General features: G+C 35.3%; 18 protein-coding genes. 10 read left to right on the top strand and 8 right to left on the bottom strand.

Going from position 1 to position 23,476, the window contains the following annotated elements:
* Positions 1-1,397: 1,397 nt before the first annotated feature.
* The 3 genes from J3U56_RS02990 to J3U56_RS03000 all read left to right on the top strand — a co-directional run bounded on the left by J3U56_RS02990 (position 1,398) and on the right by J3U56_RS03000 (position 5,510).
* Entirely contained in the window at positions 1,398-2,816 is a 1,419-nt protein-coding gene (locus tag J3U56_RS02990; RefSeq protein WP_267366654.1) for a sodium:proton antiporter, read from the top strand.
* Between the two features lie 985 nt (positions 2,817-3,801).
* Positions 3,802-4,626, top strand: a complete 825-nt coding sequence (gene rhaS / locus J3U56_RS02995) for an HTH-type transcriptional activator RhaS (RefSeq protein ID WP_267333128.1) — start codon at positions 3,802-3,804, stop codon at positions 4,624-4,626.
* A gap of 29 nt (positions 4,627-4,655) precedes the next feature.
* A complete protein-coding gene (locus J3U56_RS03000; protein ID WP_267333129.1) occupies positions 4,656-5,510 on the top strand; it encodes a helix-turn-helix domain-containing protein in 855 nt (284 codons plus the stop codon).
* Between the two features lie 45 nt (positions 5,511-5,555).
* Here the strand turns inward: J3U56_RS03000 and rhaM are convergent, their stop codons facing one another.
* The 6 genes from rhaM to rhaB all read right to left on the bottom strand — a co-directional run bounded on the left by rhaM (position 5,556) and on the right by rhaB (position 11,749).
* Complete coding sequence (gene rhaM, locus J3U56_RS03005) at positions 5,556-5,870, bottom strand: L-rhamnose mutarotase (RefSeq protein WP_267333130.1); 315 nt, start codon at positions 5,868-5,870, stop codon at positions 5,556-5,558.
* 90 nt (positions 5,871-5,960) lie between these two features.
* Positions 5,961-7,112, bottom strand: coding sequence for a lactaldehyde reductase (gene fucO / locus J3U56_RS03010; RefSeq protein ID WP_267366656.1), 1,152 nt, complete (start codon positions 7,110-7,112; stop codon positions 5,961-5,963).
* Positions 7,113-7,130: 18 nt separating this feature from the next.
* Positions 7,131-8,165 carry an L-rhamnose/proton symporter RhaT gene (gene rhaT / locus J3U56_RS03015; protein WP_267333132.1) on the bottom strand — a complete coding sequence of 345 codons (1,035 nt, stop codon included), beginning with the start codon at positions 8,163-8,165 and terminating at the stop codon, positions 7,131-7,133.
* 55 nt (positions 8,166-8,220) lie between these two features.
* Positions 8,221-9,045, bottom strand: coding sequence for a rhamnulose-1-phosphate aldolase (gene rhaD / locus J3U56_RS03020; RefSeq protein WP_267366658.1), 825 nt, complete (start codon positions 9,043-9,045; stop codon positions 8,221-8,223).
* Positions 9,046-9,057: 12 nt separating this feature from the next.
* Entirely contained in the window at positions 9,058-10,308 is a 1,251-nt protein-coding gene (locus tag J3U56_RS03025) for an L-rhamnose isomerase (protein WP_267366660.1), read from the bottom strand.
* A 34-nt stretch (positions 10,309-10,342) separates the two neighbouring features.
* A complete protein-coding gene (gene rhaB / locus J3U56_RS03030; RefSeq protein WP_267366662.1) occupies positions 10,343-11,749 on the bottom strand; it encodes a rhamnulokinase in 1,407 nt (468 codons plus the stop codon).
* Between the two features lie 208 nt (positions 11,750-11,957).
* On the opposite strand from rhaB, the gene asd reads away from it, so the two are divergent.
* Both asd and mscM read left to right on the top strand, forming a co-directional pair.
* Entirely contained in the window at positions 11,958-12,806 is an 849-nt protein-coding gene (asd, locus tag J3U56_RS03035) for an archaetidylserine decarboxylase (RefSeq protein ID WP_267333136.1), read from the top strand.
* Between the two features lie 4 nt (positions 12,807-12,810).
* A complete protein-coding gene (gene mscM, locus J3U56_RS03040) occupies positions 12,811-15,429 on the top strand; it encodes a miniconductance mechanosensitive channel MscM (RefSeq protein ID WP_267366664.1) in 2,619 nt (872 codons plus the stop codon).
* Here the strand turns inward: mscM and J3U56_RS03045 are convergent.
* Positions 15,426-15,956, bottom strand: coding sequence for a DedA family protein (locus J3U56_RS03045; RefSeq protein ID WP_267343809.1), 531 nt, complete (start codon positions 15,954-15,956; stop codon positions 15,426-15,428). The genes mscM and J3U56_RS03045 overlap by 4 nt on opposite strands.
* Positions 15,957-16,147: 191 nt before the next feature.
* Here J3U56_RS03045 and fdhD point away from each other — a divergent pair, with 191 nt between their 5' ends.
* From fdhD to J3U56_RS03065, 4 genes are all read left to right on the top strand, one after another.
* The gene (gene fdhD / locus J3U56_RS03050; RefSeq protein ID WP_267366666.1) at positions 16,148-16,957 is read left to right on the top strand and encodes a formate dehydrogenase accessory sulfurtransferase FdhD; all 810 of its coding nucleotides are present in this window, start codon (positions 16,148-16,150) and stop codon (positions 16,955-16,957) included.
* A gap of 431 nt (positions 16,958-17,388) precedes the next feature.
* Positions 17,389-18,207, top strand: coding sequence for a purine-nucleoside phosphorylase (locus J3U56_RS03055; protein WP_065632918.1), 819 nt, complete (start codon positions 17,389-17,391; stop codon positions 18,205-18,207).
* A 52-nt stretch (positions 18,208-18,259) separates the two neighbouring features.
* Entirely contained in the window at positions 18,260-19,501 is a 1,242-nt protein-coding gene (locus tag J3U56_RS03060; RefSeq protein ID WP_267366668.1) for a nucleoside permease, read from the top strand.
* Between the two features lie 185 nt (positions 19,502-19,686).
* Positions 19,687-20,595 (top strand): EamA family transporter, encoded by a 909-nt coding sequence (locus J3U56_RS03065; RefSeq protein ID WP_267366669.1) that lies wholly within the window; start codon positions 19,687-19,689, stop codon positions 20,593-20,595.
* Between the two features lie 54 nt (positions 20,596-20,649).
* Here J3U56_RS03065 and dsdC read toward each other — a convergent pair whose 3' ends face one another.
* Entirely contained in the window at positions 20,650-21,579 is a 930-nt protein-coding gene (gene dsdC, locus J3U56_RS03070) for a DNA-binding transcriptional regulator DsdC (protein WP_267343806.1), read from the bottom strand.
* A gap of 218 nt (positions 21,580-21,797) precedes the next feature.
* Between dsdC and dsdX the strand changes: the two genes are divergently transcribed.
* Positions 21,798-23,135 carry a D-serine transporter DsdX gene (gene dsdX / locus J3U56_RS03075; protein WP_267343805.1) on the top strand — a complete coding sequence of 446 codons (1,338 nt, stop codon included), beginning with the start codon at positions 21,798-21,800 and terminating at the stop codon, positions 23,133-23,135.
* The last annotated feature ends 341 nt before the right edge of the window (positions 23,136-23,476 follow it).

Below are 23,476 nucleotides of genomic sequence, written 5' to 3' on the forward strand. Positions count from 1 at the left end.
CTCCATGTAGATATTTGCTTGATTTTTTTCAAATATTTCTATCGGATAACTTTTAATACTATACAAAAATCCTGCTTATTAAACCACTTTAGCATCGATTAACGCTAAAGTGATATAGTATAATAAAATAATAAATTTAGTTTGCAATGGTTTATTATATAAAATTTCGTTACTGCAAAAATGACACAGTCTTGAAATATACTAATAAGTGCTAATCATTAACTAACATGAAGGTGACAATAAAAAAGATAATTTGTTTACAATAAGTTATTTTTCACCAATCAACGTTGAGATAGCATCATAAAATATAAACAACTTACCCATAAAGAAAGATACTAGATTTCTTTATGGGTCTTAAGAAAAAAGTCATTGCCCAAATATTAGAAAGGCATGTATCTACGATTTAGCTAGAACTTAAACGCAACAAAGACCATCGAGGTTATTACTACGCCCTTAAGGTACATGGATTTTCGGTAGATAGACGAAAAGAGAGCAGTAAGCGAGCAATTTGCATAAGTGAAACGGTTTGAGGCTATATTGAACATAAGTTTTTGGAGCTATGAAATCCTGAGCAAATAAGCCATTTTGGTTGCGTTAGTCATGAACATATCTATCAATATGTTCACCAGAACAAACTACGAAGCGGAGATTTGTATCTAAATCTTGATCAAAAAAGGAGTCACAGGAAGAATAAACGATTAAGTCGTTACCAAAAAGAGGTCATATAGTGGAGACAGTGAGTATTGAAAATCCCCCTAAAATCGTGAATAAAAGCGTCTGGGTCTGTAATTTTGAGATATATTCGATTAATGATGGCAACCGAAAACAAACATTGATACCGATTATTGAACCTAAGAGAGGGCTGGCTTTTATTAAAAAAAGCCGATGCAGTAAAGGGTGCCATCATTGAGCCATTAAAGCCGATAAACATTGGGGTAAGATAATCACCTCACATAATGGTTTAAAATTTGCGGAAAAATAATAATAACAAGATTATTAGATTACTAAAACTATTTTTCTCGTCCTTATTATTCATGGGAACGAGGAAGTAAAGAAAATTTAAGCGGATTAATCAGGCAATACTTTTTAAAGAAACTAGAAACTAGAAACTAGAAACTAGAAACTAGAAACTAGCATTTGATAGTATCAGCGATGAAGAGATTAAAGCCGTTAAAATTGGATTAATCATCGTCCCCAAAAAGCACAAGTATAAAAGACTTTATGAAGCTTTTTTAAACTGGATTCGTACTTAGTAGCTGAATCTATGTAGTTATTTTTTACTAAAACACATACATTCACTTAAAGTTCTTATCAAAATATTGATAGATAATACATTCCATTCGAAAACGCATTGATATTTGTTATAATTTTCAACTTTTAATCCAAACGGACATGCCATGAGAATCCCATTCAAATTATTCTGTGTACCTTTTAGCTTATTGTTAGTTAGCTCTTTTGATCTCTATGCTTCCGAATTTAACGGTGAACAGTTAAGCTTGGTTTGGGCTGTACCTTTTGTTGGTATTTTGCTTTCGATTGCTTTATGTCCACTATTTTTAGCGCGATTATGGCACTATCACTACGGCAAAATTATTATTTTTTGGACGACACTGTTTATAGTTGCTGCCATTTATTCATTCGGTATGCAAACTACCCTCAATCTAACTGCTCATGCAATATTAGAAGAGTATATTCCTTTTATCGTTTTACTACTTGCCCTGTTTACTGTATCGGGTGGGGTGTTGATTAAAAGTGATATGATTAGTACGCCTAAATTGAATGTTGTATTGTTAGCAATCGGCACGATATTAGCCTCAATTATGGGCACTACAGGTGCGGCAATGTTAATGATTCGTCCTTTAATTAGAGCTAATCGTTATCGTAATCAATCTGTTCATATTATTATCTTTTTCATCTTTCTTGTTGCTAACATTGGCGGAGGATTAACGCCATTAGGTGATCCACCGTTATTTATTGGTTTTTTAAAAGGGGTTGATTTTTTTTGGACTGTTAAGCATATGTTTTGTCCGGTATTATTGACGACGATTTTATTATTGATAATTTTCTATATTATCGACAGTTATTACTTTCGCCAGCAATATGGTCAATCGTCAAACATAAAGACTAAACCTACTCAACCGTTTAAACTCTACGGTATAACAAACATTTTTTTATTGGTAGCCATAATTATTTGTGTATTGATGTCGGGGATTTGGCAGTCTTCAATCACTTTTACTATTTTAGCGACCTCAATTGCCCTACCTGATTTGGTGCGGGATCTGTTACTGTTAATCATTACAGTTACTTCTGTCATGATCACACCCAAGCAAGTTCGTGCGGGTAATGAATTTAATTGGGATCCCATTATTGAAGTGGGTAAATTGTTTATTGGTATCTTTATTACGATTGTACCGATGTTAACTATTCTACGCGCGGGCAGTAATGGCGCATTGGCGGCAATTGTAACGCTCGTTAACAACGACCATCTACAGCCAATTAATAGTTTGTATTTTTGGTTTGCGGGATTACTCTCGGGCTTTTTAGACAATGCACCGACTTATTTGGTGTTTTTCAATCTAGCATCAGGCGATGCCATGACGTTAATGACCACCATGGCAAAAACACTATTAGCCATATCAATGGGATCGGTGTTTATGGGAGCGCTTAGCTACATAGGTAACGCACCTAACTTTATGGTCAAAAGTATAGCAACACAACAGCAAATTAATATGCCAAGCTTTTTTGGTTATATGAAATGGTCAATTAGCATATTGATTCCAGTGTTTATCATCAATAATTTGATATTTTTTCTCTAACATGACACAAAATATCGCTAATGCTGCTATTTTGCTAAACATAGCAAATTATAAAATGAAGGAATGATAGATTATGTATACTGGGTTATAACAATAACTAGCGTAATAACATTAGGTTGTCATTGACAGAGTCAACACCAGATAATAAAAATTATCTGGTGTAATTCATCACTCAAGTTTAGAAAACTAGTCAAAGTATCATCTTGATCTATAACGGTTATTGTTACTGTTACCGTGTTTTTCATCGCGTTTTAACGGCAAGCAATAACCGTCTAAATAAAGGTAAAATTGTACATAACACCCATATTAGGAATCAAATAAGATGCATTAGTGGGATGTCATTTTTATTTGCCTTTAGCATAACTTTTACTTTCTTCGTTATAATTTGCTGTAAAAAGTTTGGGGATATCGTTATTGGCGTAAATATAACCAATGCCAATATTATTCCAAATGCTTTTTATTGCTATTGTAATCAATGTTTACTTAATCAAGTTTGATTTTGACTAAACAGAGCTGCCACTTCACATAAGTTGTCGCCATATCAAACAGGCCTCAACCTTAACATCCAAACAGTATATTAAGCGTTTAAAATTATTATCTACAAAGCTAAAAATACAAGTCAGTGAGATGGCTATTAACGAAATTTTATTGTTATGTAGATTTGCCAACAATATACATTTCAAAAGTTTTATAAAAAAGTTTTAGTATTAAGCCATCAGGTGAACGTAAAAATGAAAAATAACAAGCTAGCTTCACCTAATACTCAGTAACAAAAAACGGTTATACAGTTAGTAAACTTTGCCCATTGAATTTGTCACATTCGCCGAGTAAAAATGTGAGTCTTCGCACAATTTTAATAAAAAGTCTTAAGTTACTATAAATTACAGCCAAAAAAAGATTTACCATGTCCGAATTTTGAAGGTCAGATACACTTTTCCTTTTTAGAATGAGGCTTGAGTGATTTGCAATAAAGTGAGGATCGCGCATGATACAAAAGTTACTCGATAAAGATTTTTTTGCTTCTAGTCAGCAAAATATCACTATAGAGCCTCGAGAGCCCCAACCTGTGTACCCTGAACATACACATAATTTTAATGAAATAGTCATTGTCACAAAAGGTAATGGCAAGCATATTTTAAACGGTCGATTATTCGATCTTTATCCGGGTATGATGTTTTATATTCACGCTAGTGATTGCCATTTATACGAAAACGTAAATAATTTACATTTAACGAATATTTTATTTAGAGATCCGGACAATTTTCATTTCATCAATGGCATTAATGAATTGATTCCGAATCAAGATTTGTGCCAATCTCACTTCTTTTTTGATAAAAATTGTGACAAAAATATACAAACCATTTTAGCGCAATTGAATCAAGTATCAGTGCAAAGCGATGCTTTGCAAGAAAGCCTTTTTTTACAATTATTACTATTATTCAAACAAAATCAATATGTAAATCAAGGCACGGGCAGCAGTGATAACCGAGTCAAACAGCTATTACGCTATTTACAAATCCATTTCAAAGAACCGATTGATTGGCATAAGGTAACCGAGCAATTTTCATTATCATTACGCTCTTTCCACCGCCATGTGAAAAATCAATTAGGCATAACTCCGCAAAAATACCTTATAAAATTACGTTTGGCTGATGCCTATACACAATTAATTCAGACCGACAAAACCATCACAGACATTGCGCAAGAATGTGGATTTAATGATAGTGCTTATTTTTCGACTTGTTTTAAACAGGAGTTTACTTTTGGACCACAAATATTACGTAATTATCCAGAGAAACGTTATCATTGATTGGTAAATCTATACGGCAGGAACAGCTTATGAATCACTATTTGCATTTATTTAGACAAGATTATTTTATTGCAGATATCAATACTGTGACTGTCGAAAAAAGAGATCATCAACACCCCTTTCCGTTGCATGACCATGACTTTCACGAAATTGTCATTGTCTGTTCGGGTAATGGATTACATCACTGGAATGATTATATTTACCCAATCACTAGTGGTGATATTTTATATATAAACCCTAAAGATGTTCATGGTTATGAGTCGGTAAATAATCTAAAACTCGACAATATTTTATATTTACGAGATGCCTTATTTTTATCATCAATCATTGAACAATATTTGCCAAAACAAAATGCCAAGCATACCGAGCGAGGCTGGCGTATTAAACCTTCTTTAATTAAAATGGTCTCCCCTTTAATTGAACAGCTCGCGATTGAATCAAAAAAAAATAATTTAGCTTCCGTGCATCTGGCCGAAGCACTATTTTTACAGTTAGTCATTTTATTAGATCGTATTAAGCAAATGCCTAATACTCAATCACCAACCGCAACTCATCAATTGGATTTATTATTTACCGTACTGCACAATAGCATAGCTACGCCATTTAATTTAGACATATTTTGTAAGCAAAATCATATTGCCGCAAGATCACTTAGCCGTTTATTTAAAAGTCAAACAGGCATGACAATTTATGAATATCTACAAAAGCGGCGCTTGTGTACAGCGATGTCATTACTGCGTAACACGCCATACTCAATTAGTATGATTTCGGCTGAATGTGGTTATGATGATAGTAACTATTTTTCAGTCGTATTTAAAAAAGAAACCAAGCAGACACCGTCACAATATCGAGCAAAATTTAGAAATAAAACCAATAAACGTTAATGAAGGTAAATACTCTCTTTTAATTTTATAAAAGAGAGTCTATTTTTATTCAAGATAAAACACAGGTAAAAGTGCTTCACTTATTGGGCTGTTATCAGCATTACTTGGCATGATATCTTGCATAAATGCCCACCATTTTTTGCAAGCAGCCGTATTGGCAATAGCATCCCAACGCTCTTCTGATTCAATTTCAACGTAAGCAAATAAAAGATTGCGCTTTGCATCGAGAAAAATCGAATAATTATGTGCGCCATGTGCTTTTAACTCTTTCACTAATTCCGGAAAAATTTCATCGTGCCGTTTTTTATATTCCGCATGTTTATCAGGATTAACCTGCATGATTGAAGCTTTTCTTAACATAGTCATTCCTTCTTATTAAGCATTACATATGAAATAGGTCGATATAATATTGACTAACCTATTTCATAATTTCAAATCGGCAACTTATCATTAATAAATAGCCTGATAGAGTTGTTCAATTTCGTGAACATTGGTTTCACGTGGATTACCACCGGTACACACATCATCAAAGGCAGCTTGTGCTAGTGCTGGAATGTCTTCGAGTTTAACGCCAATATCTTTCAATGTTTCTGGAATACCGACATCTTTGTTAAGCTGTTTTACTGCATCAACAGCAGCCTGCCTGGCCTGCGCTATTGTCATTTTTTCAGTGTCTGCCACCCCCATGGCTTTAGCAATATCACGATATTTATCGCCAGTAAATTCGGCATTGTAAGCCATGATATGCGGTAGCAATACGGCATTAGCAACGCCATGCGGTGTACTATAAAAAGCACCAAGCGGGTGTGCCATTCCATGGACTAAACCTAATCCCACATTTGAAAAACCCATACCAGCAATATATTGACCTAATGCCATATCTTCTGAACCTTTTGCAATCCCTTTTACTGAGTCACGTAATGAGCGTGCTATTACCTCAATGGCTTTTAAATGAAACATATCAGAAAGTTCCCAAGCCCCTTTAGTAATATAACCTTCAATGGCATGGGTGAGTGCATCTACCCCAGTCGCTGCTTTTAAACTTGCTGGCATGCTTGTCATCATATCTGAATCTATGATTGCAACAGCCGGAATATCATGAGGGTCAACGCAAACAAATTTACGTTTTTTCTCTTCATCGGTAATGACGTAGTTAATAGTCACTTCAGCAGCGGTACCGGCTGTTGTTGGTATGGCTATCGTTGGAACCGCAGGTTTTTTAGTTGGTGCAACGCCTTCTAAGCTTCGCACATCAGCAAATTCAGGATTATTAATAATGATACCAATGGCTTTTGCCGTATCTTGCGGAGATCCACCACCGATCGCTATTAAATAATCAGCACCTGACTGTTTAAAAATGTCTACCCCTTTTTTAACAATTCCAATTGTTGGGTTAGGCATAACTTGATCAAAGATTTGATAAGCAAAACCATTGTCATCTAATAATTTTGTTACTTTTGTTGCTACTTTGAATTTGATTAGATCTTTGTCAGTAACCACCAATGCTTTTTTAAAACCCCGTTTTTTAATCTCATCAACGATATGTTGGATTGAACCTGCACCAAAATAAGAGGTTTCATTTAAAATCATTCTATAAGCCATAATCTGTTTTCCTTTCAATTAATTTGCCATGCCTAAGCCAACGATATTGGCAGCAAAAATAATAACTAAGCAACCTATACATAATACTTTTACTGGTTTCTTTCCTGTGCCAAACCACTCTTTTAAAACTAAACCAACAATACCACCACAAAGCACATAAAAGCTCATATGTAACATCCAACTCATAAAGCCATATTCTGCTGGAATATTGGCATGGCCCCATGCATAAAAGAAGAATTGAAAATACCACATTGCACCCCCCAAAATGGCAAACAATGCATTGCTAATGAGTAACGATTTAGCAACCGAGATATCTTGTTTGAATGACAACTCTTTTTTAAAACAGAGGCGGGAAATACAAAAACCGAGATTAACTATCGCGCCACCACCCATGATGACTACATAACTAGGTAACGCAACATACAGATGGGAAACACCTAATTGAGCAGCCTTAGTATGCATAGGTACCGCGGCGCTCATAGCAAAAGACATACCGGCAGAAAAAATCCCACACATTACCGCTAATAATAAGCCTTTGCGTAGATTAAAATCCGCTACCTGTACGCCTAATGTTTTTTCTTTTAAAAGTCCCGCATAAGTAACAATGGCTACCCCAATAACAGCGACAACTACGCCTAGCAGTGTCATTTTGCCGCCGGTTGAAGCGATAAGTTCACCAAATTTACCTTGTAATATCGGCGTCATTAACGTACCAACAATTAAGGTAATGCCAATTGCAATACCTATCCCCATGGACATACCCAAATAGCGCATGGTCAGTCCATAGCCGACATTACCAATTCCCCACATTGCACCAAATAGAAAAACAGGAATTAATACATCTGAACTGAAACTACCGTAATATTCCCAAAAATCAGGCAATAAACAGTAACTTATAGACCAAGGTAAAATAATCCATGAAAAAATACCCGCGATTGACCACATTGTTTCCCATGACCAATTTTTAACTTTTTTCAATGGCGCATAAAAACAAGCTGCCGATGTAGCACCGACAAAGTGCCAAAATATACCTAAAATAATTGAACTACCCATATATGTGTCCTTATATGTTTAGAATATAATTTAATATATTCTGAGCTAAACCTAACTAAGGTTTTAATGCTTCCTCAATTGGATTGACATCAAAGCGCTGTGCCAACAGTCTAAATTGCTCGGTTGTAATAGTTTGTCGTTTACCGCCCATCGATAACACTTTTACTAATACTTCAGCTGATTTTTCTGCTGTATCAATAAGGCCAAAGGCTTCATCCAATGTAGGACCAGTACCGAAAACACCATGAAAAGCCCATAAAACCAATGTATGTTTTGCCATTTGTTGTGCTGTTGCATAACCAATTTCATCTTTTCCTGGCACCATCCAAGGCACAACACCGACACCATCAGGAAAGACAACCAAGCATTCAGTGCTCATTTCCCATAGTAAACGGGTAATAACTGCGGTATCGAGCTCTAAAACATAGGTTAATGCAATTAAATTGGTTGCATGACAATGCATGATCACGCGATCTTTACCTTGGCTTTTTTCCATGCGAACAATGTGAGACTGTAAGTGAGCAGCTAGCTCAGAAGTGGGTAAACCACCATTAATCAACCCCCACATAATATAGTAACCCTTGCCCTGTTCATCGATTTTGACAATAGCTAAAGTATCAGCGGGATCTAAAATGACATTTCGGAAAAATTTTCCAGAACCTGTCACAATAAAGTATTGATTGGCTAACTTAGCCACATCTTGTGTTAATGATACGTGCCTTGGATTAGCATAAAAGTCACCTTGAAATGAAACAACATCGGTGTCTAACAATCGTAAGCTTACGTTACCACCATTACGTTCATCCCAACCTTTTAACCACATGTCGTACGTTGCTTTGATCATGCCTTGCACAAACCAAGAAGATAGAATCTGTTGCATTGTTTTCACCTTTTATCGTTGAGTTAATACTTGTTGCTCATATTGACGAACTTCATCAAGCCAAGCACGTCCAACTGGTACGCCGTTTTGTTGGCAATATTTGTCCCAAACTGCTTGCCAAGGTAAGGATTTTTGTTCTTCGAGTAATGCTAGTCGGGAAGTAAAGTCTCGTTCACGTTCAAATTGTTTGAGTTGCGCTGTAGGTTCTAATAACGCTTTTAATAGGCATTTTTTCATATTGCGAGTACCAATTACCCAAGCGGCGATACGGTTGATTGATGCATCAAAAAAGTCCAAGCCGATATGAACTCGATCAAATAAATTATTACGAATGATTTCACTGGCAATATTTTGGGTTTCATCATCGAAAAGTACGACGTGATCACTATCCCAACGTACAGGGCGGCTAACGTGCAGTAATAGGTGTTCAACAAATGGCATAACGGCAGAAATTTTGTCTGAAATGACTTCTGTTGGATGAAAATGCCCCGCATCTAAACAGAGTGCAGTTTTACGTGATGTAGCATAAGCGAGATAAAATTCATTTGAACCAGCAGTATAAGATTCAAGTCCAATACCAAATAATTTGCTTTCTACTGCATCAATATGATATTTGGGATCGATTTTTTCACTGATAATTTCATCTAACGATTCTAATAAACGTTGTCTTGGCGCAAATTTATCGACGGTAATATCTTTCATGCCATCCGGTAACCAAATGTTCATGACCGATGGCGTACCAAGCTCTTTACCAAAATATTCAGAAACTTTACGACACGCTTTACCATGTTCAATCCAAAATTGGCGAATTTTTGCATCAACATGTGTTAACGTGCCTTCATTGCTTAATGGATGAGAAAAATAAGTTGGGTTGAAATCTAAACCAATGTGCTGCTTTTTAGCCCAGTTCACCCAATTTGCAAAGTGTTCCGGTTTTACTTCATTGCGATCGACTTTGTGATCGGCTTCTAAATATGACGCATGTAGATTTAATCGTTTTGGTCCCGGAATTAAGCTAAAGGCTTTATCTAAATCGGCTCTAAGTTCACTTGCATTACGTGCTTTGCCCGGATAATTACCTGTCGCTTGGATACCGCCCGTTAACTCACCTTCTTGTTTTTCAAACCCGGTAACATCATCACCTTGCCAGCAATGTATTGAAATTGGTAATTTAGCCATTTTAGCTAAAGCGGCATCGGTATCTACCCCTATTTCGGCAAATCTTGCTTTAGCACTTTGATAGGCATTTTCAACTGTACTCATTAGTAACTCCTTAATAAATTACGTAAATTTTAAATTAACTATTTTGTGGATAATAATATTGGGTATCAAAATTGTGCGAGATAATCTGTCTTAACGTCTTAACATCATCGATAGCCCCTAACGAAATTAATTGGTATCCGACATTACCTAAAGCTGACGATTCAATAGGACCTGCGGTCACATTGATATGACAAAGATCGGCACATAACTGATTGAGAAAAGTATTTTGGCAACCACCACCAACAATATGTAAGGTATTAATTGGTTGCTGAATAAGGGTGGATAATTCAGCAATCACATCACAATATAACGTAGCTAAACTATCAAATATGCAGCGCACTAATTGTGATAAACGTTCAGGCGCGTGCGCATATTTTTCGAGGCAGACCTGTTTTAGTGTTTCGGTCATGGACGCGGGATTTAAAAACCTATCATCATTAGGATTAATCACATAGGTAAAGGGTTGTTCTTGCTTTGCTGATTCAATAATGTGACTAATGTTATTAATGTTATGTTCTAGGCAAACACGCTGAAATAGCCACAAACCCATAATGTTTTTTAAGACGCGATAATGCCCATCAACTCCACCTTCATTGGTGATGTTAGCGTTTAAAGCTTGGGCATCAGTGTATGAATGATTTGACTCGATGCCCATTAAAGACCAAGTCCCCGAACACAAATAAGCGCTTTGTTTATCCGTTATGGGAGCGGCAATCACGGCACTTGCCGTATCATGACTGGCTATAGCAATAACCGGAATTTTATCGCCATTTGGACTTTGCCAATAACCGACTTTATTACCGGGCATGGTAATATCACCAAACCATTTACGCGGCACGCCTAAGTAATCAAGTAATTGCTGATCCCAATCACGCGTTATCACATTAACCAGTTGCGTCGTCGTTGCATTGGTATATTCTCGGTTTAACTTGCCAGTTAAACGAAAAATTAAATAATCGGGTATCATCACCCAATCCGTGACTTGTGATAACCAAGTTGGATTATCCTTCATCATCGCTTTAAGCTGATAAAGGGTATTGAAAGTTAAAAATTGAATACCGGTTTTTTGGTAGATGTTCTCAATTCCAAGCTCTGATTGAACTTGTGACATAACATTATCGGTGCGATGATCACGGTAAGCATAAGTCGGGCCAACAACTTGTCCATGTTTATCAAGCAAGACATAATCCACGCCCCAAGTATCAATGCCGATACTATCAAGCTTAATACCTTGTTGAATAATTTTGTTCAAACCGGTAATGATTTCATGCTCTATATAATTAAGATCCCAACAAAAATTGGCATCCAGTGATTTAAAATCATTCTTGAATCGATGCACTTCTTGAAGGGTTAAATGTTGATTGTTCGCTTGATAACAAGACAACATGACCCGTCCACTTGAAGCACCTAAATCTATTGCGGCAATATATCTATCAGCCATTATCACTATCCCCATTATTGCTAATGGGCACAGTGTAAATAACGTATAACATAAATTCTTTCAATTGATTGCCACTGTTTTATTAGTGTTGGCAAAATTCTTAAACTCAGTGTGATCTACCGCACAATTATCGATTTATGCTGGTTTTATACATTCTTAATAATTATTGGTATAATGGCGCATTTATAACATAATTTGAGAGTAACCTATGTTTAATCAGTTAAAAGCAATTATTCAATATTTACTACCTAAACAGCTATTGACCCTAATATTTGGTTGGCTTGCTAATAAGCATTTAGGAAAAGTGACAACATGGATGATTTTAGGCTTTAGTAAACTGTATAAAGTTGATTTAAGTGAAGCCAAAATTAGTGATGTAAAAGAATATAAAACTTTTAATGATTTTTTTGCTCGTGAGCTAAAAGACGAGGCCCGCCCTATCGATTCAGCGGCGAATTCTATTGTCATGCCTGCCGATGGTGTGATAAGCCAATTTGGTGTCATTCAAGATAATTTATTATTACAAGCTAAAGGGCATTTTTATTCTTTAGAATCATTATTGGCTTGTCATCCAGATATGATCAAGTTTTTTAAAGATGGCGCTTATGCTACAACTTACTTATCACCTCAAAATTACCATCGCTTTCACATGCCTTGTGATGGCATTTTACGTGAAATGATTTATGTACCAGGTTCGTTGTTTTCGGTCAGCAAAGCAACAACCGAAAGTATACCGAATATTTTTGCACGTAATGAGCGCGTTATTTGTCTATTTGAAACCGAATTTGGACCGATGGCGCAAATTTTAATTGGTGCAACGATTGTTGGTAGTATTGAAGTGGAATGGGAAGGCTGTATCACGCCTCCTCGCGAAGGCATTATGAAACGTTGGACCTATGCTGGCGAAGTGAAATTAACTAAAGGACAAGATATGGGCTGTTTTAAATTAGGCTCGACTGTCATTACCTTGTTTGCATCTAATGCTATTGCATTTGACAGTCATCTTAAAGTTGGTGACATAACGCGTGTTGGTCAAAAGCTAGCGGAAAGGATCTAACATTATGTGGATGCGTGGTTTTTGCTGTTTTGTATTATTGTTGTTATCTTCTTTAACGTCTGCTGAACAAGCAATTTTAACTATTGATAATGAAGAAGAGCTATCACAAGTTGTGAATCAATTAAGTGATAAAAACGATGAACTTCGTCAAAATATGGAGTTTCAAAAATCGCATTTAACCAGCATCATTAATGAACAAAATAACATTACCACGCAAATTTCACATGTACAAAATACGTTAACGACACTGGCTGAACAAGGTGAATGGTTAAGTTTTTCAACCGCGCTTGGCGAAACCCTTCGCCAACAGCTACTGCGTTTACCCGAAAAACCCAAGTCTCAACCGCTTGATGCTGAAATCGCCGAAGCAAAAGTCCAACAGCTTAATTACTCCAATACGTTAACCGCATTAGACAACTATCCAACTTTAAGTAGCCCACTTAATAGTGTAAAACTCGCTACACAGTACCGACGCTTGTTACGCGAACAAAGCGAATTACTTAAAACATTAATTTCGGGTACTGATACCACTATTTTAGAGTTAACGAAATTAAAAATTTCAAATAAACAATTAACCAATGCAATTGACGAAGTCAATGACGCGGCACACCGCTATTTCTTCTGGGTGGCTGATGTTAATCCTATTTCACTTAAATTCCCAGTTAATTTGGCCAAAGATGTTGTTTATGTCATTTTTTCAATCGATACCTTAACTCAGCTATATAATGCCAGTTGTGAAGTATTAACAACACCTAAACCATTATTTTTATTGATTTTAGCAATGCTATTTGTGGTTACTCATTTTAAAATGCGCACAAAATATTATGCATTTTTAAACAAATCCGCCTCACGCGTGGGTAAAGTAACGCAAGATAGTTATTCTTTAACATTAAAAGTGATTATTTATTCGCTAATTATGGCGCTGCCTGTACCTATTTTATGGGCTGTTTTTGGTTATGCACTGCAAATTAACTGGGATTACCCTGTCGCAGTAGCGCTGGGTTATGGGGTAAATGCTGCTGCGCCTATTTTATGGGTCTTTATTATTACTGCACATTTTGCAGAACAAAATGGTCTATTTATTACCCACTTTGGCTGGTCCAAATCAAGTGTTCGAGAAGCAATGAAATACTATCAACTTTCGGTTTGGGTAGTGATTCCACTTGTTATGATTGTCATGAGTTTTGATCAGTTTAACAACCGCCAATTTGCCGCCACTATAGGACGAACAGCTTTCATTATTCTCTGCTTTGCTTTAGTATTTATGACTAACTCAATTCATCGAGCGGGCGTGCCTCTTTATATTGATAAAAAGGGATCGGGCGATAACTTATTAAGTCACATTCTTTGGTTTATTTTATTAAGTGCGCCTTGGTTAGCTATTATTGCGGCTTGCTTAGGTTATTTATCTACAGCGCAAGTTTTATTAGGTCGACTTGAAGCATCGGTTATTATCTGGTTTGGTTTATTAGTTATCTATTTTATGATTCGACGTTGGATGTGGATCCAAAAACGTCGTATTGAATTTGAACGAGACAAACAACGCCGATTGGAGCGCATGCAACGCGCGAAAGGACACGAAGAAGAGTTAACATCGGTGAATGAAGGTGTCGATGAGCCAGTTATCAACTTAGATGTCATTAGTGCACAATCGTTACAATTAGTTAGATCGATTATTATGCTGATTGCTTTAATTAGTATGATACTGCTCTGGTCTGAACTACATTCGGCATTTGCCTTCATGAATAATATTAAACTTTGGGGTACAAGCACCATTGTCAATGGCGTTGAAATCGAACAATATATTACCCTTGGCGCGGTATGTATTGCCATTTTAGTCATGACAATTACCGTGCAAGCCGTTAAAAACCTACCAGCATTACTCGAATTAGGCATTTTACAACATTTAGATTTAGCACCGGGCACCGGTTATGCTATCTCAACAATTTCTAAATATATAATTCTAATGATCGGTTGTATGATTGCATTTTCATTTATTGGGATTGATTGGTCAAAAATACAATGGCTTATTGCTGCATTAGGTGTTGGTTTAGGTTTTGGTCTACAAGAAATTTTTGCTAACTTTATTTCTGGCTTAATCATTTTGTTTGAAAAGCCAGTCAGAATTGGGGATACCGTCACTATTCGTGATTTAACCGGTAATATCACTAAAATTAACACGCGCGCAATTACTATTGTTGACTGGGACCGCAAAGAAATCGTCATGCCGAATAAAGCTTTTATCACTGAACAATTAGTTAACTGGTCGTTATCAGACTCAATTACCCGTATTGTGTTAACTATCCCTGCAACTATTGATGCTGATAGTGATTTGGTAATAAACCTATTACAACAAGCCTGTATCGAATGTGAATATGTGTTAAACGATCCCGAACCACAAGTCTTTTTAGTCGATATTCAAGAAGGAATACAATTATTTGAACTGCGAGTGTTTGCAGCCGAAATGGGGCATCGAATGCTTTTACGAACAGCAATTCATAAATTAATCTTAGAAGCTTATCGTCAGCATGATTTAAAATTACCATTTCCACCATTACAAACCAATTTGGAAGCGCTTGGTCGTAAAAGTGGACGCCGTAGTTATACCGTTGGCACGCTTTAACCGAAAAGCGTTTCTAACCAAGGTACACCAAATGCACCTGGCGCTAATAACACAAATGCCCAAATTGGCGCAGAAGAGATATTGGCTAAATTAAACTTAGTTGCTGGCATATGCATTGTGCCAGCAATCAACGGCACTATTGCTCGAAATGGTCCAAAAAATCGACCAACAAAAACCCCTAAAGCGCCATAGCGTTGAAAAAATTGTTCAGAACGATAAACCAATTTTGGATACTTACTTAATGGCCAAGAAGCGATTACTTGTTTGTGATAATGCTTACCTAACCAATAAGAGAGCCAATCACCAATCACAGCGCCTAGCGATGCAGCAATTAATACCGGAATAAATGAGATAACGCCAGTACCAATTAAAGCGCCTGCACCCAATAAAATTGCTGTTGCTGGCACAATCAATGAAATAATGGCTAAAGATTCGCCAAATGCCAATAAAAAAATAATTGGCAATGCCCATATTTGATGAGCTTGAATAAACTGCATTATTGCAAAGGTAAATTCATGTATTGACATAGTTGAATTAGGTAAATTATTAATTGATTAGACTCAAGCATTTTACCATAATAATATAAGTTTAAGATTGTGTTAACCAAGTATTGGCATAATCTTATTACGTAACTCAATTGCTTTACTGATTATTCACATTAGCAATGTAAAACTAAAACAACGTTCAATGCTTAAAAATAAACAGCCCGAGACCAGCCATGACTAGCGGTATTAACACAGTATTAGTAACAAAATTTAGTAATAGCACGCTAAATAATCCTCAATTTGATACAATTGCCATAGAAAAACCTATTGCATTAATTTATAACGGTATTTCTCATGTGGTTATGATGACGACGCCGAAAGATCTTGAGTATTTTGCGATTGGTTTTTCATTAACTGAAAATATTATTGAATCGGTTAATGACATTTATGGTATTGATATAATCGACTCATTAAAAGGAGTAGAAGTTCATATTGAATTATCTTCCAGACGCTTCAATCAATTAAAAGAAAAACGTCGCAATTTAACCGGCCGCACTGGTTGTGGTATCTGTGGAACAGAGCAACTTGATCAGGTATGCTCAATTATTCCTACTTTACCATCCAATGACAAAATTCAGTTAGCAGATTTTGTGCATTCACTGGCCTATCTAAACCAAGTACAACAAGTTGGAGCGCAAACAGGCTGCACCCATGCAGCAGTTTGGCTTGATTTACATGGTAATTTTATTGCAGGTTTTGAGGATATCGGCAGACATGTAGCGTTAGATAAACTGTTAGGTTATCGCGCGAAATACCTCGCACAAAATAAAAAAAATATACCAGGCATAATACTCGTCTCAAGTCGAGCTAGTTATGAAATGGTACAAAAAGCAGCTATCTGTGGCATCGAAATTCTCTGTGCGGTTTCAGCAGCTACATCAATGGCAGTTGAGCAAGCCAGAACAAATAACTTGACTTTGATTGGATTTTTTAGAGGTGATAAAGGGGTAATTTATACCGATAGCAATCGGATCATTGAGTAATAATAATTTTATAAGATAAACACGGTTGTCAAATTGAAGCTTAATGTATCATAAATAATGTTTATATTTTAATTTTTTAAATTAATTTTTAAGATAATTAATTGATTAATAAAGTTAAATATAGCAATTTAATTTTTAAAACTAAACCAAACCTAAAAAGTCCCTTTCATTATTGTCAGAACATCATCATAATATACCCTGAAAAATGACAACTACGTTGTTTTTATTATATATTCTTTTTATGTGATCGTTTTCTCGTTTTGAGAAAAAGTCAATTATTCACATCCTTTTCTATGACATACTAGATCGATGTGAACAATTGCGATACGTATTTTTATTCATGATAAAAATATAAACATGTTTTAAGTGATTATTTAATATCACTGCGTTTTATTTATCAAAAAACTACTTCAATTTGAAAGGATACACTCATGCATCAAACAGCAGATATTCAACAAGCAGTTAATTATATTCAACAGCAAACCGACAAAAAACCAACAATCGGAATTATACTTGGATCGGGTTTAGGTCCTTTTGCCGATACTCTTGAAGATGCCGTTCATATTCCTTATGACACTATTCCTCACTTTGCTAAATCAGCAGCTGTGGGGCATGCGAATGAATTAGTGATTGGTAAATGTGGTGATAAGACTGTTGTCGCGATGAAAGGTCGTTTTCATTATTATGAAGGTTTTTCATTAGATCAAGTTACCTTCCCTGTGCGTGTAATGAAAATGCTAGGCGTTGAAAAACTGATCATTACCAATGCCTGTGGTGCAGTCAACACTAGCTTTAAACCTGGTGATTTAATGATAATTACTGACCACATTAACTTAACTGCTAACAATCCATTAATGGGGCCAAATAATCCTGAATTAGGGGTTCGCTTTTTGGATGTAAGCGAAGTGTATAACAAGCAATTAAGAGCAACAGTTAGCGAAGTAGCTAAAGAGCTGAATATCACTTTACAACAAGGTGTTTATGCTTGGTGGACAGGACCAACCTACGAAACTCCAGCAGAGATTAGAATGATCCGTACATTAGGTGCTGATGCAGTGGGTATGTCTACCGTTCCTGAAGCAATTATTGCTCATCACTCTGGCATTAAAACTATCGGCATTTCATGTTTAACTAATATGGCTTGTGGCATTTTAGATCAACCACTCGGTCATGAAGAAGTGATTGAAACCGCTGAACGTGTAAAATCCACTTTTTTACAACTTATTACTAAAACCATTGCACGTTTTTAGTTCATAGTTTTTAATTTTATATAAGCAGTTCAATTTATTTAGGATTTAAATAATGAACATAAAAAATAGATTAAAAATAATGATGTTTTTCCAATATTTTATTTGGGGAAGCTGGCTAACGACTTTAGGTATTTATCTTTTTAATACACTAAAATTTTCTGGTGCCGAGATAGGTATGATCTTTAGTACTAAAGGCTTAGCCGCATTAATTATGCCCTGTATTATAGGGATTATTGCTGACAAATTTATACAAGCAAAATATTTGTACATGCTGTGCCACTCGATTTGTGCTGTTGCGCTTTTTTATGCTGCATCAGTGACAACATCAAGTTTACTATTTTGGTTGATGTTTGCTAATGCAATGGCTTTCATGCCAACTATTGCTTTATCTAACTCAATTAGTTACGCGTGTTTAGATAAAAATAACTTAAATACTGTCGAAGTGTTCCCTAAAATACGGGTGTTTGGTACAGTAGGTTTTATTATTGCTATGTGGATGATAAGTCTACTGAAGTTAGATTCCAGTAATGGACAACTTTATGTGGCATGTGTGGCTTCGGTCGTATTAGTGATCTACAGCGCAACGTTACCAAATATTGAAATCAAACAAAACCAACAACAATCTTGGGCTTCTCGTTTAGGGCTTGATGCATTTGTGTTATTTAAAAAACCCGTCATGGCAGTATTCTTTTTATTTGCGATGTTACTTGGCGCAATATTACAAATCACCAATACTTTCGGCGGGGCATTTTTAAAAGACTTTGGTAAAATTCCCGAATTTTCTGACAGTTTAATTGTACAGCATCCAGCAATTTTATTATCCGTATCACAAATGGCAGAAGTGGCATTTATTTTAACTATTCCGTTTTTTCTTAAAAAGTTTGGAATAAAAAAAGTGATCATGATAAGCCTAATAGCTTGGACGCTCCGATTTGGTTTATTTGCGTTTGGTGATCCAACACCATTTGGTTTTGTCTTACTGTTGTTATCCATGATAGTTTATGGTTGTGCTTTTGATTTCTTTAATATTTCGGGATCAATTTTTATAGAAAAAGAAGTTAATGCCAATATTCGAGCAAGTGCACAAGGGCTCTTTATGACAATGGTAAATGGAATTGGTGCATATTTGGGTTCAATCTTAAGTGGTATGGTGGTTGATAAATTTACTTACACAACTGGTCGAGATTGGCAAACAATATGGTTAATATTTGCATCTTATGCACTGGTGTTGGGAATTATTTTTTACTTTACCTTTAACTATGACCATAATAGAAGCGAAACAGTTAAGCAATAACTTACCACAATCAAACTAATGGGCTAAAATCACAAGCTTACATTCTGTTCTGATTCACTTAGTATTCGTTATTCTAATATGTTAAAAAATGAAGAGTGACACAGGGTCTTCACCCTGTGGTCTCTTATTGTGTTTGCTTTATTGTTAGCTACAAAATTAATTTATATAAATTATGAGATTTAACTATGAAAGAAAAATTTTTAGGTGGTTTATTAGTTTTTTTAGGAGCGTGCAGCTTTGGCGTGCTCTCCTCTATTGTGAAAACCGCTTATAAAGCTGGCTACTCCCTTGGTGAAGTTACGGGCGTACAATGTTTTTTGGGTATGCTAATATTATGGATTATTCACTTGATAGTTAAAACATTCATAAAACCCAAAAGTACAGCAACGACAACGCATAATCCCAAAACGAACAAATGGAAGGTATGTGCTGTGGGTATCTTCCCTGGGTTAGTTGGTATTTGCTATTATCAATGTGTTCAACTCGTTCCCGCATCAATTGCTATCATACTATTAATGCAGTATTTGTGGATTAGTATTATTATCGATTATGTTATTTTCAAAAATAGACCGACTACGACTCAAATTTTAACGGTGATTACCATCATAGCCGGTAGCTACCTAGCCGCTGGACTATTTAATCAAGATATTCGTTTGAATTTAACGGGCTGTTTTTTTGGTTTTTTAGCGGCCTTAATGTATTCACTATTTATTAGTACAAGCAGTAATGTTGGTAATGCATTACCAAAACTTGAAAAAAGTGCCTTGATGATAACCGGAGCGTGCATAATAACTTTTCTTATATTTCCACCTTTATTCTTCTTTAAATTAAATTTGAATGATCAACTCTATCAATTAGGATTTTTATTAGCACTACTGGGCACCGTATTACCTCCGTTTTTGTTTTCTGTTGGCATTCCCAAAATTGGTATTTCATTAAGTGCAATCTTATCCGCAGCTGAACTACCTGTTGCTGTCACCTGTTCATATTTTTATTTAAAAGAATCGGTCTATTTTAATCAATGGATTGGGGTCATTATTATTCTACTATCCATCGCACTATCCAATTTGAAACATTTAAAACGAAATAAATAATATACTAGACTAAAGGGAAGCCTAAACGCTGACCTTTAGCCTAGCATTACTTTATTAAACTAGGCTTTTTAGCCATTTTATAAAGATATCTGCTTTGGGGTTATATTTGGCTTGCGCTCGTAAGATGTAATAGCGCTGTTTACATAACATTTCCATTTCAGGAAAAGGTGTAATAAGCTCACCCGATTCAAGTAACTTGCCGATTAATCGTCTTCGCCCCATAGCAACACCACCATGATAAATAGCGGCAGTAGTTGCAAGATCAGAACGATCAAAATCGATTTTGGGTATATCATTAAAATCAAAGGGTAAAGAATAATGATTAGCCCACCCCATCCATTCATCACAATTAGAATCATATTCCCATGCTTGACTATCGTGCAATATTGTACAGTTAGATAGTCTTTCAACGTTATTATATAAGTTATGTTTTTTTGCATAAAAGTCACTACAAACAGGAATGATTGTTTCGGACATTAAAAAATCGTAATTGAGCTCTTCGTACAGTAATGCATCATAATAAATAGCAAGATCGATTCGATGACGACTAAAATTTGTAACTTCATTTCCAGATAAAATATTTAAAGTAATATAGGGATAGTGACGTGCAAAGTCAGGTAATTTTGGTACTAGCCAACCTTGTGCAAATGACGGTCTAGCATAAATTGTCAATATTCCAGAAATTTCTTGATTTGAAATTTCTAAAATTTCTTGGTTCAAATTTCTTAGTGATTTTCGAACCACATCAAATAAATGTTTACCATCATGAGTAAGTTCAATTCTTCGGTGAAACCGTTTAAATAGCTTAAAACCAAGTTCTTGCTCTAATTTTTGAATTTGATGACTCACCGCGCTTGGACTGATACACAGCTCTTCAGCAGATAAAGAAAAGGAAAGATGACGAGCAGCCGATTCAAAAGTATATAATTTCGCTAACTGATAACGATTAATCAAGCGATTTTTTGTTAGAAAATTATCATACATCAGCGATTCTCCTTCACCTTGTTTTAAACAACGTAAATATCTATTTTATAAAATCAAACTTTGCAGCTTTATAGCAAAACTAACTTTAATGTTAAACTTCGATTTAAATCACATTTTTGAATGAATTTAATTCATGTTAAGTTGTTTTTTTATCATTTGTCAAATACCTAATAAAAACATTTAATAGGTTAAATTTTAACTAACTTAAAAATCAAAACATGAACTCACAGCTTTGGGTTATGGCAGTATTAATGAGTAGTTTAATTGTCATTGTGATATCAATTGTAAAAGTTAAACTACATCCATTTTTAGCCTTGTTACTTGCAAGTTTTTATGTAGGGGTATTAATGGCTATGCCTCCACTTGAAATACTTAGTGCAATTGAAGCTGGAATGGGTAGTACCTTAGGTTTTTTAGCTATAGTAATTGGATTAGGATCCATTTTAGGTAAAATGATGGAAATTTCTGGTGCATCTGAAACTATAGGGTTGATGTTACACAAATGCCGGTTACTTCCACCACAAATAATGATAGTGTTAATTGGACTAATTTGTGGCATTACCTTATTTGTTGAAGTCGGTGTAGTATTATTCATTCCATTTGCCTTTTCCATTGCTAAAAAAACAAATTCATCACTTTTAACAATCGTTATACCACTATGCTCTGCATTAATGGCCGTTCATTGTATTGTTCCCCCTCATCCGGCAGCATTGTTTGTGACCAATGCGCTTGGTGCAGATATTGGCAGTATAATTTTTTATGGTTTAGTAGTTGCTCTATTAGCATCACTAGTTAGTGGGCCTCTTTTTTTAAAAATCATTAAAAATAATATTCCATTTAAGCCTGTACCTGAAACATTTTCCCAACCAAACAATAAGAATGAAAATGAATTACCGTCATTATTGCCCACTTTGACTATTATTTTGTTACCTATCATTTTAATGTTAATAAAAACAGCCACAGAATTAACAATCGATAAAAATTCAATTTTTTATGCTGTGTTCGAATTTATTGGCACCCCAATTACAGCTATGCTTATAGGTATTTTTGTCGCCTATTATGTCTTAGGTATACGCCAAAAAATGCGAATGTCAGATTTATTAATAAAAACAGAATGTGGCTTTTCTTCAATCGCTAATATCTTGTTGATTATTGGTGCGGGTGGCGCATTTAATGGCGTGTTAAAAAGTAGTGGTTTGAGTGATGGATTAGCGGGTATTTTATCACAGCTAAATATGCACCCTATTTTATTAGCGTGGTTAGTTGCCATTATATTACATGCTGCAGTGGGCTCTGCAACGGTTGCCATGATGGGAGCAACAGCCATTGTATCACCTATGTTGCCACTTTATCCTGATATTAGTCCTGAAATCATAACGTTAGCGATCGGTTCGGGCGCTATTGGTTGTACAATTGTAACAGATTCACTTTTTTGGCTTGTAAAGCAATATTGTGGCGCTACATTAACTGAAATGTTCAAATATTATACATCCAGCTCTTTTATTGCTTCATTAGTCGCTTTAGGATGTACATTTTTATTATCGTATATTGTTTAATATACAACAACATGGATTGGATTTATGATTGCTAAAAGTCTCACAAATACATTGCAATACATTTTTTTACTGATTAAAATTGTAAAATTCCAAGTAAAAAAGTGGTTTCAGAAAAATATTACTAGCATAAAACAAATTTTAAGTTATAATAGTGAAACTTCGATTAGGAATCGACTTATTAAATATAAAGGATTAATTAACCATCTCTTAATTAATGTATTAAGAATTACTATTAAAGTTAAGCTTAATATTTACCCCAAATTTGTTGAAAAACATAAAGTCAAAGATTTATATAGTAATCAACACCAATCTAACATCATAAATAGTTTATTTAAAAAACA

Source organism: Gilliamella sp. B2824 (assembly GCF_026536245.1).
Classification (GTDB): Bacteria; Pseudomonadota; Gammaproteobacteria; order Enterobacterales; family Orbaceae; genus Gilliamella.